Raw genomic sequence first — 13,916 nt, 5'->3', positions numbered from 1 at the left:
TATTATGAAGTTATTTGATCTCTGCGCGCATCCTGCGCGCATTCATGGGTGCCTAATTGAAGCCCCACTACAAGGCGTATTTATTGGTGAGATTTGTTTTATTGAGCATTCTCTTGCGCAGCCAAATGTTATTGCCAAAGCACAGGTTGTTGGTTTTAAAGAAGGGCTCACGGTACTGAGTCTAATCGGTCGTGCTCAAGGTTTAACACGAGAAGTGGTTATTCGCCCGAGCGGTTATCCGTTTGTATTTGAAGTGGGTGAACATTTAGCAGGTAAAATTTTTAATGCGGCAGGTGAACAAGTTGGTACGTTGAGTGAAAACTTTTCTGAGCCAATGTTACTCAATACGAAATTACTGCGCATTGATAGCCCTCCAGTGAGTGTTACACAAAGGCGGCCTGTTGCTGAACCGATGGTAACAGGGGTGCGTGCCATTGATAGCTTACTGACATGTGGCTTAGGTCAGCGAATTGGTATTTTCGCCGCTGCAGGTAGCGGTAAAACTTCATTAATGAACATGATCATCAACCATGCTCATGCGGATATTCATGTCGTTGCTTTAATTGGTGAGCGAGGTCGAGAGGTTATTGAATTTATTGAAGAATTAAAAGAGTCACCTCATGCAGCACAGACCATTTTAATTTATGCGACTTCAGATAGCCCACCAATTGAGCGATGTAATGCCGCGTTACTTGCGACTACGATTGCTGAATATTTTCGTGACTGTGGTCGTAATGTATTGCTGTACGTTGATTCTATGACTCGATATGCGCGTGCGTTGCGAGACGTGGCTTTGGCTACCGGAGAACTACCTGCTAGGCGTGGTTATCCTGCTTCTGTTTTTGAACAGCTTCCTATGTTGTTGGAACGCCCAGGGCAACTAAAACATGGCTCGATTACCGCTTTTTATACGGTGTTATTAGAAAGTGAAGAAGAAGCTGACCCGATTGGTGATGAAATTCGCTCAATTCTGGACGGCCATATTTACTTGAGTCACAAATTAGCCGGACGTGGACATTATCCAGCGATTGATATCTTACACAGTATTAGCCGCGTATTCCAAAAAGTGACTACACCGGAACATCGTCGGTGTGCAATTGATTTGCGTGACATGATCTCAAGGCTTGAGCAAATTCAGCTTTACCTTGAGTTAGGTGAATATCAACGTGGAGAAAGCCATGAAAATGACCGCGCTTTAGATAAAAAAGAGCAAATTGAAGGTTTCTTAAAACAAGCCATGGATGAGCCAATGAATTTCGACAATATGTTAAACATTCTCAATGAATTGGCGTCTTAATGATTTCTAATTTATTGGCTTTAACTGAGCGACGTTTTGACCGGACATTACAAGAACAATCGCAATTAAATTCAATAATAAAGCAACAGCAACAACAATGTATGGATATTCGCCAGCGTATTTTAGTTCTGGCGACACAGACCACATCTTATGAAAAATCAGAAGAATTAAGCCGAATCGCATTTTGGGAACGGCAGCGATTGAAGGCTGTGGTTCTATCCGAAATTGCTCAATTTGAATTTCAAATAGAAACCTTAGCCGTTGAAATATCAAAAAATAAAATACTGCAGTCTGAAATTGCTAAACGAGCATTTATTTTACGCAATAAGTGCGAGAAATTCCGAAATTATCTCAAGCAGCAACGTATAGCAAGAAGGTTAAAATCAGAACTTCAGCAACAAAATGAAATTGAGGAGTTATTCGTACATGTCAGTAATAAAAGCGAGCTCAAATGACAAAGTACCTCATGTAGTTATCGAGGGAAAAGCAATGTCATCAACATATAATACCACTGAATTTAGCCATCAAAATATAACAAAAAAAATGGCGAAGCTAGTGAGTGACAAAAATATGATGAAGTTGTTCAATCATAAAAGTCAAAATCAACAAAAGGATATATCTATTTTTCTACCGGTAGCTCTTTCTTCTATGCAACAAATATCGCAATTTAGCGACTTAGCGAAAGAACTGATTACCTGGAAAGAAAGCGCATATATTGGTGAAGGCAACCAAACGGCAGAACAAAACAAAGAATTAAATATTAAAGAGACCGAGCCGTTAATAAATCACTATCTATTTACGGAGCACAATAATTTAGATATTAACCCATTGCCTCATTTGACGACTATGGACCAAGCCGAAAATGTAGGTGCATTAATCGTAGATAATAATGCGAATATTAAATTACAGAGTAATTCACTTACTGAGGACCAAGTTGAAATTTCTTATAACCTAGTAGCTGATAATAACTTTGATACTAATCTCATTACTAGCACACCTACCGTTGATAATAACTTGCCGATGACGCCGAACATTTCAGCTGAACAGAATATTACTGACGAAGATGAGACTCCATTATATAACACTATGATGGTTGGTTTTCCATTACAGAATATCCCGCAGCGAGCAAAGGGAAAAGTTAGCGATAATTCAGTTCAATACGAAAAAAATAAATTTCAATTAAGTGAAAAGACTCAGCTCAATGTAGAAAGTTCGTTGGCGGAGTTAGCGTCTAAGAATACTTTAAGGCTGACATTAAAACAGTTAAAACCACAGATAAAAACTGAACAACCACATATTGAACATGCAGAAAAAACCGTAATTAAATCCGTAAATCCACAGGAAATTGGTCAAGAGCTATTAAAGCCAATTCATCATCGACCAATTAGTTCATCTGATACCACTTCATTAAATATGTTCCCTCGAACAAATAACCGATTGAAAGATGGGGCATTAAAAAATAATTCTTCCCTTCTGGGGCAGCAGTTAGTATTCCATCAGGTGGATGATCAACAGGGTATTAAGCAAGGTATTAAAGATAATAGCGCTCATCATGTTGACGCACAGCTTGAGTTCGTTATTGCAGAAAAGGAGCCCTTTATGCTGCCGGCAGCATCACAGAGGATCACCGCTTTAGATAATAATAAGCAGATTTCATTATCTGAAAAACCTACACACCATTTCTCTAATGAAGCGCAAGCGGCGGCGACATCTTCACAAATTTCATCTGTAGAAGAAATAGATCCTTCTACCAATATCATGGCAACAACATTAAATGAGGCAATGCGACCGTCTGTACCACTACAGGTTGTGCAACAGAAGCAAGAGGTGCATAAAGCGCCAGAACTCATGGAAAATAATCCACTTTTAGGTGAAGACAAACAGCCAAAATCGATGGGGCGTAGTCTCACTTATACCTTTAATCAGTGGCAAAGTAGCCCCTCAGTGACATTTGAATTGGCATCTAAAGGGGAGTTCATTGCTTCGACAGCGAGCCGAGACGTCCAGTTGGCATTGAATGAAAATAAACATTTATTGAACCATGAAAGCAGCATGCAGATCCGACGTGAAGATGAACGCCAGCAGCAGCGAAACAGACAGCAGCATGACCAACAGCAAGAAGAAGATTAATTATGTTGAAGATTCGACGGATCAGTTCTCAAGAAAAACAACTTAAAATTTGGCAGCAATGTTACCTAGTTAATGCACAAATAAAGCAAGCTAACCGCAGTATTCCTTATTTCAAATTATCGCTTGTGAGTGAAACACAGAAAATAAACGCATTAGTTGCAGTTGAAAGTTGGTGTCATTATCGTTGGCCTAAACTCGTTCATTATGCATGGAATTTATTATCAACCAATCAGTTATGCGAATTATTTGCCTCTGAATATATCGGAATTACATTTTTCTCCCAGGATTTCCGTTGTGAATCTGTCGAGATAGTTGATGATATGCGTATTAACTACCAGCCTTGGTTAATCGTCAAGGAGACTCACCTTGGGGAAGTATTATTAGCAGAGCCAATTGAAGGCTTAGAAAAAAAACAACAAACGAATCAGATAGTTGGACATTTGAAATTGCAAGCTGATTGGATATTGGGATATAGCTATATTAGCGCCAAACTTTTGCAAACCATAGAATTACGAGATGTGCTGAGTATCCAACAATTACAGTTAAATATGTCTGTTACAGGACAGACATTAGCACGATATCAAAAGCAAGAAGAAGGACTATTTATGATTGAAGAATTAGTGGCGCCAAAAGATGAAAGTGAATGTGTACTTCCTGAAGAAGATGAAGTGCAAGAAGCTGTACGTCCCTTTAATGTAAAAGATATGAATATTAAATTAACCTTTGTTTTAGGCCATACCGATATTACTGTTGATGAGCTTTCAAAGATGGAGCCTGGTTATATTTATTCTATTGGTGAAAATAAAGAACGTGAAGTTAAAGTTTATGCCAACAAACAACTTATAGCCGAAGGGGAACTTATTTATATTGGCAATAGTGATGAGCTAGGGTTAGAAATCACACATATTGTGAGTTTAGGTGATAAAAGAGTTTAATATGCCAACAATACCAGAAGGAATTCCATTATTAGTAATTATCGCCTTTTCAACATTATTGCCATTTATTATTGCTGCGGGCACTTGTTATTTAAAAATCTCGATTGTATTAATTATGGTACGTAATGCGATGGGGGTTCAACAAGTTCCTTCTACTATGGTATTAAATGGTATCGCGTTGCTACTTTCTATTTTCGTGATGATGCCAGTATTACAGGATGTGAATAATCATATGCGGCAAGAGCCGGTTGATTTTAGTAATGCTCAATCAATCGATAATTTTGTTGAGAATGGACTAGGGGGATACAGAGCTTATTTGAAAAAATATTCAGACCCGCAGTTAGTCACTTTCTTTGAATCAATACAACAAGGCCGAAGCGAAGAGGAAGTGGCGGCTGATGAGGGTGAAGCTACATTATTTTCTTTGTTACCCGCATATGCATTAAGCGAAATTAAATCGGCTTTTGAAATTGGTTTTTATATTTACTTGCCGTTTGTTGTGGTTGATTTGGTTATTTCCAGCATTTTATTGGCGCTGGGTATGATGATGATGAGCCCAGTGACAATTTCGATCCCAGTTAAATTAATTCTATTTGTTGCAATCGATGGGTGGTCGCTGATTTCTAAAGGATTGGTAATGCAATACATTGAATTAGCACAGCATTAAAGCGAATAATACTATGGATCAAATCGTTTATTTAAGTAATAAAACGATGCTATTAATCGTTTTATTATCAGCAATACCCGTGATAGTAGCTACTACTGTGGGGTTATTGGTAGGGTTACTGCAAACCGTCACGCAGCTTCAAGAACAAACATTACCTTTTGGCATAAAACTATTAGCGGTTTTTGGTTCGCTCTTTATGATCTCAGGTTGGTTAGCCGATAAAGTGATGAATTTTGCATTAGAAACTTTAAGTGCAGCGATCCCTGCTATTGGGCTATTCGGATGAACCAGGAAATGCTATCGCTGATGTCCTCACTCTATTTTGTCTTTCAAGAGGGGTTGATAAAAATAGCGTTAGCTTGGCTGAGAATTGCACCAGTGATGTTTTTACTTCCTTTTTTAAGTAATAAACTGCTCAATGGTGGAATTATTAAAAACTGTGTGGTGGCGTATATTGCGTTAGGTTTATGGCCTTTTTTTTCTTCTCATGCCATACAATGGGATGAAATTAACTTCGTTGATGTCTTTATTTATGAAATTTCGATTGGGCTCGTATTAGCATTGATATTAGCTTTACCTTTTATGATAGCTAATGTTATTGGTGAGTTAATCGATGCACAGCGTGGTGAAACGATTAGCAGTATTGTCGACCCGGCGAGTGGTTCAGAAGCATCAGAGCTGGCAGTTTTATTGAGTCATATTACTTGTATGGTGTTTTTAGCTCAGGGAGGCATGTATCAACTCGCTAATATATTTGCACAAAGTTATCAATTATTACCCTTTGCTCATGGATTTACTTCATTTAATAGCCTCCCCTTAGGGGAGTGGTTAAATAAAATGGTTGTTAATGGTGTTGTTTTGACAGCTCCAATATTAGTGACATTATTTATTACAGAGGTCGCTCTAGGGTTATATTCCCGTTTTTGCCCTCAACTAAATGCATTTTCGTTATCTTTGGCAATAAAATCAATCATCGCATTTTGTGTATTTCTGCTTTATTTCCATAATGAAGTTCCTGACATATTAGTGAATATGATTTCAATTTCACCACTACGAGATGTATTTATTTCCTCTTAATTGCTATGAGTATAAATAGTTATGGCTGAAAAAACAGAGAAGCCTACCGATAAAAAAATCAAAGACTCAGCAAAGAAAGGACAAAGTTTTAAAAGTAAAGATAGTGTTGCTGCAATTGTGCTAGTAGTTAGTGCATTTGTGATAGAAGGGCTCTCTAGTTTATATGAGCTCGGTGGGTTAATGCGTAAAATATTTTTACATCCAACGGAGATAAAAATTGATGCATTACTTTGGCAATTTTTCACTATCTTTTTAAGCGTTGTTTTACCGGTGTTATTTGCTTGTTTTTTATCTGGTGCGATAATTTCTTTATTACAAAGTCGTTTTAGATTAGCTAGCGAAGCTATTAAACTCGACTTTGCAAAATTAAATCCAATTGCAGGGTTTAAAAAAATATTTTCATTGAATTCATTGAAGGAATTAATTAAGGCTGTTTTGTATTTAATTGTCTTTATTGTATCAACATTAGTCTTTTTTATTGTTTGGCGCAAAGATATTTTTATGCTCTACAGAACGATGATAAATGGAATGATTAGTCAATGGGTTAGTCTGTGTATAACATTTATTGTTGTTTTTCTTGCTGTCGCTCTAATAATTATATTGGTTGACGCAATAGCTGAATTCTTTTTGTATATTAAAAACTTAAAAATGGAAAAGCAAGAGGTCAAAAAGGAATATAAAGATAATGAGGGTGACCCTCATATCAAAAGTGCACGCCGAGGGATGCATCAGGAATTACTGTCGGAAGAGGTTAAGTCAAACGTTCGTAATTCAACATTCGTAATGGCAAACCCAACGCATATTGCATTACTTATTTATTATGACTCGGATATTGCACCATTACCCTTTTTATTCTCTAAAAGTAAAGGTTCGCAAGCAAAAGCAATTGTTAAATACGCGGAACAACAAGGTATTCCTGTTATTAGAGACATAGTCCTAGCAAGGCAAATATGGCGTTCATATAAAAATGACAGTTTTATCGATGAAAGAGGATTGGAGGATGTTATGCAAATAATATCATGGTTATTCCGTATCGAATTAGTAAAAATGGGAGTTGATATTGATAGCGCATTGGAAAAATAGGGGAGGATGAATCACACTCACAAAAAGATAACAATCATTAATTAATGATTTATTTATTACTTGAATCGTTTTTTTAAAGAAAGAACCAAGCCGGTTAATTATGATGCAAACATAAAGTATGTGTTATGCATTGCATATCAACAATAAGGTAAATATATGAATAATGCGGAAACAAACAATTTTCAACAAACTGATATGGAAGAATTACTTGACAATATTACTACTGCATTAATGGATGGTGCCACTTATAAAGATATACACGGTATTCCACAGAGTACGATGGATGGTATTTATTCTTATGCATACGAATTCTATCAACAAGGTAAATTAAAAGAAGCAGAAACTTTTTTTCGATTTTTAAGTATTTATGATTTCTATAATACAGATTATGTCATGGGCCTTGCTGCCGTCTATCAATTAACGAAGCGATATGCGAAAGCAACAGAATTATATGCCTTAGCATTTGTATTGGCTAAAAATGATTACCGCCCACTTTTTCATGCAGGGCAATGTAATTTAATGATGAAAAAAAGTAGTGCAGCGATTCACTGTTTTGAAAGTGTTGTAAAAAGTAGTACCGATATTGATTTACAAAATAAATCTCAAGCTTATTTAACCGCACTGGAAAAAAACCTAGAAAAAACAAATTCAGATAATAAAAAACCTAATATGGAGTAGAGGAAATTATATGGTTCAAATTACCAATTCAAGTAATGAACGAATAAATAATATTCATACATTTCTACAAGGCAATAATCCTATTGGATTAGGGGAAGAGAGCATCAAGGCAGTTCTGGCTTTGGAAATGGCGTGTGAGGAATTAACGTCAACAGAGCAGATGAAGCGTAGCCGCATTGAGAATGCGCCACAGTTACCATCCCCCAAAATTAAGCTGTCCATTATGTCCAAGGCCGCTGCGGCAAAAGAGGAGAGGTTATCGCTAAAGGAAGAGGAATTTAATGCGACTTCAGTCCTTGTTGGGAGTATTTCGACATTACGCCAATTATTACATGAAGGGAATATTAATGAGTTGGCTAATCGTCTTCAATTATTGAACATAGCATCAAATACACTGAAAGAAAAAGGAAATGATTTATTAAACTCTTTTGTAAATAATACGAATCAAGCCAGTGCGTTTAATAACGAAGTTAACGTTTTAAAACAAGAGCGTGCTGAAAGTAAAGCGCGTTTAGCAAACCTCCAGTCTCAGCAAGGTGGGAACCAAGCGAAGATTAAGCAGCAAATTACGACAGAAAAAACAAAAATTACAAGTTTGGACACCCGAATTGATGACCTGCTTGAGTTAGCGAGTAAATATGCGGAAGACGCAGGTGAAGATTCTAGCAAACTCAACCAATTTATAGATGCTGCACCACGCCGCGTTGATATTGATGGTGAAAAATGGGAAAGCACCTTAGCACTATTAACTATGTTGACTGGCCAGCTTAAAAAATCGATGAACGAAGATTCGATTCGTAATATGAAAGAGCAAGAAGAAGTCATGGCAAAAATCAATGAAGCTTCTCGCAAAGATTCAGATAAAAAAGCCAAAGAGGCAGATGAAGCGCAGCGTAAAGCTGATGAAGCCAATAAATCAGCCTCCTGTGCCAGTAAAATTTTTAGCTATGTGATGCTTGCAGTGTCTGTGATTGCGACGGTTGCGACCTTTGGCGCTGCTGCGCCATTAGCGATTGCGGTCGCTGCGGTTGGTATTGTTATCTCTGTCGCTGATATCGTGCTGGAAGAAACCGGGCAAAGTAGCTTGATGCAGATGTTAGCTACAGAAATCTCTAGTGCCGTTACCGATATGCTGATCAATTTTGGTGTCTCAGAGGAAAAAGCGAAGCAGATTGGTAATATTGTTGGAATGGTTGTGGCAGCAATCGCATTCTTAGCTCTCTCATTAGCCTCTATGTCATCTTTTGTGAAAAACATCGCCAAAGTTGCCACTAACGCAGTAAAAATGCTTGCTAAAAATGCAGGAGCTTTATTGAAAAGTATTATTAAGTCGATGCCAAGTAGTTTAACGAATGCCTTAGGGAATATTGCGAATGGCGCAGGTAAGGTAGGGAAATCGGCTGATAATATGGTAACGCTCACTAAATTTACCAAATTAGCTGACGGTATTGATGATTTACAGCAAGCGGTAAAAACCACCACGAAGGTAGCACAAAAAGCCGATGACATGAAAGACCTTGTAAAAGCGGCTGATAAAGTAGTAGACCAAGCTGACAATATTACAGATATCACCAAAACTGCAGATAAAGCAATAAATTCAGTTAAAACACAAAGTGTAGCCGCAGCTCGTCTTGAAGTGGGTATGAAGGGAACCGGAGCGGTATTGACGGTTGCTAATACAGCAACGACAGGAGGACTGAATTTACATGCTGCTGGACAAATTCGTGACATGAAAGAAATGCTTGCAGGCATGATGCTTAATAGCGAAACCATTCAAGCTTTGGATGAGTTATTAAAAAATTTATTGAAGTCTATGTCGAAAAATTACGAACAATTCGAAGATATGTTTAGTGGCATGCTTGCATCGTTAAATCAATCAGACCAAACGAAAGCCAATATGCTGAAAACAGCCCGCTTTGCATAGTTAATATAGGAATTTATCAAATGAGTTTTAATATTCAATCAGAATTAAGTAAGCTAGTATTATTTCATAAGCCTGCCAGTTTTGGCGGTGTTTCTCCTACTATTAACAGTAATGTAAAAGTAGGAGTGACTCATTTCCCGCAAGGCGTTCAATTAAATGATGTGCATGCAATGGCATCAGGGGCTGAGGTAATGGTGGATAGGCCATCCTTAAGAACGCCTCAATTTTCAATTGATGATGGCCAAATGTTGTCGGATATCAGTGCGTTATCCGATTCAGATAAGCTAACCATTTTGGATGATCTTCATGCATTTCGCACATTAACACCCGAAAGTATCCAGCAGGCAATCAGTAAGGTGTTAAAAGAAGAAAAAAGCCATATTGAACAGGTGGTTGGAGATGCTCAGCTACCCGACGAAGCTAATTTAAAGCAGATGTCCCAAGCTATTCAATTATTGATTGCCAGTAGTTTTTTCAAAGATTCATTCTCTGGGCAGCTTGAAAGTAATGATGGTAATAGAGGGCAACAGTCTATTGATAGTGTTAAAAACGATACTTTTGTTGGCATTATTAGTAACGATTTGATGGTGGAACTATCGAAAATTATTCGCAAAGTAATGGTAGAAATTAATATTTCAGATCGCCGTATTAGTGCGGATTTCCTGCAATTAAATGCCAAAATGGTACAAGCTTCCGCGGATTCAACTATTCGTGAGGGTAAAGAAACCTTTAAAGGCGCGATGATGGGCTTTTTTACCTCCCTAGCAATTACTGCTGCGGGCAGTGCTTTCCAAGCTAGAGGGCTGCGTCAGCAACAGCAATCGATTAAACATAATTTGGTGCCAGGAAATCAAAATATCAGTGGTGCTAGTAAGTTATCTGGGTTAAATGGCAAAGTGGGTAGCGATGCAGCGAAACCGAATACCCTGAATTTAACGGGGAAAGATGGTTCAACTGTGACGTTGAGTAGTCAACCTACACAAAATCAAAAGAATCTTGCAAGCCAAAGAGTTGAAGAAGCCGGTATACGTACAAGAGATTTGGGAATGTCACAGCATGAGAAGCACGACCAAATCATGAATAAATCTCGCGTACAAATGGGTGTGGCTGAGCAGGCCTCTCGAATGTCAGATAATGCAGGTCAGTTAGCAACGACATCAAATCAAGTCAATGTGAAATCGGCAGAAGCAGACAAAATGATGGAACAATCAGTGGCTGATATTGCACGGTCAGTTTCCGCTGATAAAGATAAACAAATTGATAAAAGCCAAGACCTTGTTAAACAAATGCTAGAGTATTTACGTGAAATTCGTGAAGTCAGCTTTAAAGCAATGCAAAGTCTGGTAAGGGGCTAGTGAATGAATATCTCAGCCTTGGGTTATCATAATTCATTGAATGTTACTCAATTACCGTCAATCCCTATCGCTGTTGAACAAACACCTCCCCCCTTTCTGGGGGAGGTTACTTTTAATGATGCACTTCCCCCCCATGAGAGGGCAGCCGATGCATTTCAGCAAATGGGGTATCAAGTTCCAGAGCAAAATATTCAACCACCGCAGGTAAAGGACTCATTGGCAACGATAAACATCAAAGCAAAAATGCTGGCACACAAAATTAATAGCACTAATGATAACTACAACAGTGCGAAAGGATTATTAGCCAGACAACAGATTGCTGATGGTAGACCTCATATTGCAGGGATAAGTGAGGTTATTGAAAATATATATACGGATTATCAGAAAAAATACGGTGAATTAGTTAAAGCCTCGACCCAATATATGCAAGATATGAATACGTTGGCCAGTAAGATGTCCCGTTATATAGAGGCAGGGGATAACGGTAAAATAAATTTTGCCAAAGAGCATATATTAAATAGCATGGATGAAATAGTTGCTAAATATGCAGGTACCAGTGCGAAAGAAAAGGTAAAAATAGAGATAAAATATGATGGAACCGCGAATGCTATAGGGCTTAGTATGCTGGAAGAAGAGTTAGCTAAAAGAACTAACCTTTTAAAGATATTGGAAGTTACAAACAAGGGAGTTTCTGGTTCATTTCAATCCTTGATTGATAAGGTAAAGGGTGAAATTGCAGAATTAAAGCGACAGCAGCAGCAGCTAAAAGACGATAACAAAAGAATAGAAGAACAAATTAAATCAAATGAAACACGAATCGGGATCGGCGAATATTTCGGTAAATGGGAACCTGATTACAACAAAGCTGATCCGTTGATGAAGATCAAAGGCAGTAAGGAAGAACACGAATTCTGGACAAAAAAATTGACAGGCCAAGGGTTCGTAATAAAAGAGATTAAGGGTGAGCTACGTATTTACCCCGATTTAAAACCGATCAAAGAGATGTTCCATGCTATTAATCATTCTTCCGGTAAATGGAATGAGGGTAGTGATATTATGTCTCAAGAGTTTCAAAGCTTACAATCAGCAGTTGATAGCCAAAAAAATACCATTAATAGCTCAGTATCTCGTTTATTAGAAACGTTCCGTCAAGATAATAGTCATTTTGAAACGTTAACTCAGTTACTGATTCAATTATATAAAGATTTACAACAATATAATAATGGTTACGTCAATATGTAATAGCAGAAATTAACCTTTATCTATAGGGTAAAATTGTATATTTAATTTCACCCTATATTTATCAATAAGGAGGGGCGATGATTATAAATAAAAATATAACGACACCAATTGTAAAAAATTCATTATCTGTATCTAATCAAAACAATAAATCATTTTTAAATAATATAAATTCAGTTAATAATGTAGGGCAGGAAGCGCATTTCTCTGTCAAAGAACAGGGTGTTGATAAAACATATAATATTTCAGGTAGAAGTGAAGAATTACATTCGAGTAACCAGAAATTACAGGCGAATATAATCAAATCACTATTAAGTGAAAAACATCCAGATATAAGTTTGGAAATGATAACCAAAACCCTAGGTTTGGGACATGGTGGAAATCTTCAAGGGCAAAAGTTGCAGTATCAGCCTGAAAATGCCCTCATTGTTTTGACATTATTGGCACCTGAAGAAATTAAGGGTTCAAAGGTATTAGATTGTGCAGCAAAGCTTATTAAGCAACTAAATAACAGCGAGAATGATAAAAGCTTTAAGCAGGTACTTAAATCATCGCAAACAGCCCTTGAAGCAGAACTCCTTGACAATATATTGAGCGAAAATAATATTGATGAGTTAATTCAACGTTTTGCAGATAAATATGTTCAGCCTGCAATTAAAGAAAAATTAGCGCCTTTTTTATCTGAAAAAACTATCGAAGAATTACCAACAGATAAATTATTCGATGTTTCTCTTCAGGAAACAAAAAAAGAGTTAATTATGGAAGCGAAAAACCAGCTGATAAAACATAAAGTTGATAAATCAGTTGATAGGCTCTTACAGCTACATAATATATTTTCGGCATTGGAACAACAAATCGAAATTATGGGGCAGCTAAGTGTTTCTATAAATGTGGATGGTAATACTGAGAATAGTGTAACAACAAGTTCTGCGAAAAATAGCAAACCAGAAGATACTGTGGATGGTGGTACGGACCCTGTTATTTCCTCTAATGGTTCAGCGCCAGCATCGTCTAAATCAACGGTGAACAATTACGTTACTAACAATTATTATTCTATGCCAAAAGAGTTAAAGGTTATGAATAACGAAGGGAGCAAAACGAGTCAGTTTGAAAATAAAACTGTTGATAGTCACACACCTGAATCAGTGGAAAAAAATAGCCCCGAAGAGGATGATAATAAGCCCAGTATGCCTCGGTTTAAAAGCACGTTAGAAATTCCTCAAGTCAATAACGAACGGCCAGCGGTATTAGGCGAAAATGCACGTTCTTCGGCTGATAAATTACGCCAAAGCGTTCTGGATAATGCACAGGCTCCATCTGCGCAAACGAGTAGCATGCCATCAAAACCTATTGAAACTAAGCCTAATTTTGATATTAACGCTTTTCTTCCTAAATCGATGGCATCAACGGGGCGCTTCGAACTCGTTGAAATTATTGACAAAGTGACAGGTAAATCGAAGAAGAGTTGGCAAACTAAGGCCCCTGAAGCAAAGAGTGTCACATTATCGGAGCATGGGGCGTTAACTCGTAG

13 protein-coding genes are annotated in these 13,916 nt (G+C 37.5%); all 13 read left to right on the top strand.

Features of this window, described 5'->3' with window-relative positions; translation table 11 throughout:
• The first annotated feature begins 4 nt into the window (after positions 1-4).
• Positions 5-1,297, top strand: coding sequence for a type III secretion system ATPase SctN (gene sctN, locus PR683_RS14240; protein ID WP_109912323.1), 1,293 nt, complete (start codon positions 5-7; stop codon positions 1,295-1,297).
• Positions 1,297-1,752: a hypothetical protein gene (locus tag PR683_RS14235; RefSeq protein WP_004266186.1), complete on the top strand. Its 456-nt coding sequence runs from the start codon at positions 1,297-1,299 to the stop codon at positions 1,750-1,752. The genes sctN and PR683_RS14235 overlap by 1 nt, the downstream gene beginning before the upstream one ends.
• Complete coding sequence (locus PR683_RS14230; RefSeq protein ID WP_210782958.1) at positions 1,724-3,427, top strand: SpaN/EivJ family type III secretion system needle length determinant; 1,704 nt, start codon at positions 1,724-1,726, stop codon at positions 3,425-3,427. Before PR683_RS14235 ends, PR683_RS14230 begins: the two co-directional genes overlap by 29 nt.
• A gap of 2 nt (positions 3,428-3,429) precedes the next feature.
• On the top strand, positions 3,430-4,362 hold the full coding sequence (locus tag PR683_RS14225; RefSeq protein WP_110731495.1) for a FliM/FliN family flagellar motor switch protein: 933 nt from the start codon (positions 3,430-3,432) through the stop codon (positions 4,360-4,362).
• Between the two features lie 10 nt (positions 4,363-4,372).
• Positions 4,373-5,029 (top strand): EscR/YscR/HrcR family type III secretion system export apparatus protein, encoded by a 657-nt coding sequence (locus PR683_RS14220; RefSeq protein WP_272513474.1) that lies wholly within the window; start codon positions 4,373-4,375, stop codon positions 5,027-5,029.
• Positions 5,030-5,042: 13 nt separating this feature from the next.
• Positions 5,043-5,315 (top strand): type III secretion system export apparatus subunit SctS, encoded by a 273-nt coding sequence (gene sctS, locus PR683_RS14215; RefSeq protein ID WP_004266181.1) that lies wholly within the window; start codon positions 5,043-5,045, stop codon positions 5,313-5,315.
• Positions 5,312-6,106: a type III secretion system export apparatus subunit SctT gene (gene sctT, locus PR683_RS14210; protein WP_042851467.1), complete on the top strand. Its 795-nt coding sequence runs from the start codon at positions 5,312-5,314 to the stop codon at positions 6,104-6,106. Before sctS ends, sctT begins: the two co-directional genes overlap by 4 nt.
• 21 nt (positions 6,107-6,127) lie before the next feature.
• Entirely contained in the window at positions 6,128-7,189 is a 1,062-nt protein-coding gene (locus PR683_RS14205; RefSeq protein ID WP_272581826.1) for an EscU/YscU/HrcU family type III secretion system export apparatus switch protein, read from the top strand.
• A gap of 156 nt (positions 7,190-7,345) precedes the next feature.
• The gene (sicA, locus tag PR683_RS14200; protein WP_272517691.1) at positions 7,346-7,867 is read left to right on the top strand and encodes a type III secretion system translocator chaperone SicA; all 522 of its coding nucleotides are present in this window, start codon (positions 7,346-7,348) and stop codon (positions 7,865-7,867) included.
• Between the two features lie 10 nt (positions 7,868-7,877).
• Positions 7,878-9,791: a type III secretion system translocon subunit SctE gene (gene sctE, locus PR683_RS14195; protein WP_164528255.1), complete on the top strand. Its 1,914-nt coding sequence runs from the start codon at positions 7,878-7,880 to the stop codon at positions 9,789-9,791.
• A gap of 20 nt (positions 9,792-9,811) precedes the next feature.
• Complete coding sequence (locus PR683_RS14190; RefSeq protein WP_272581825.1) at positions 9,812-11,146, top strand: type III secretion target, IpaC/SipC family protein; 1,335 nt, start codon at positions 9,812-9,814, stop codon at positions 11,144-11,146.
• A gap of 3 nt (positions 11,147-11,149) precedes the next feature.
• Positions 11,150-12,388, top strand: a complete 1,239-nt coding sequence (locus PR683_RS14185; RefSeq protein ID WP_272517693.1) for a hypothetical protein — start codon at positions 11,150-11,152, stop codon at positions 12,386-12,388.
• Between the two features lie 77 nt (positions 12,389-12,465).
• Positions 12,466-13,916 (top strand): hypothetical protein (locus PR683_RS14180; protein ID WP_272581824.1); only part of this gene is annotated, 1,451 nt, incomplete at its 3' end.

The sequence above is a fragment of the Providencia sp. PROV269 genome (genome assembly GCF_028477785.1).
Classification (GTDB): Bacteria; Pseudomonadota; Gammaproteobacteria; order Enterobacterales; family Enterobacteriaceae; genus Providencia; species Providencia rettgeri.
This window is presented reverse-complemented; position numbering and strand designations above follow the sequence as displayed.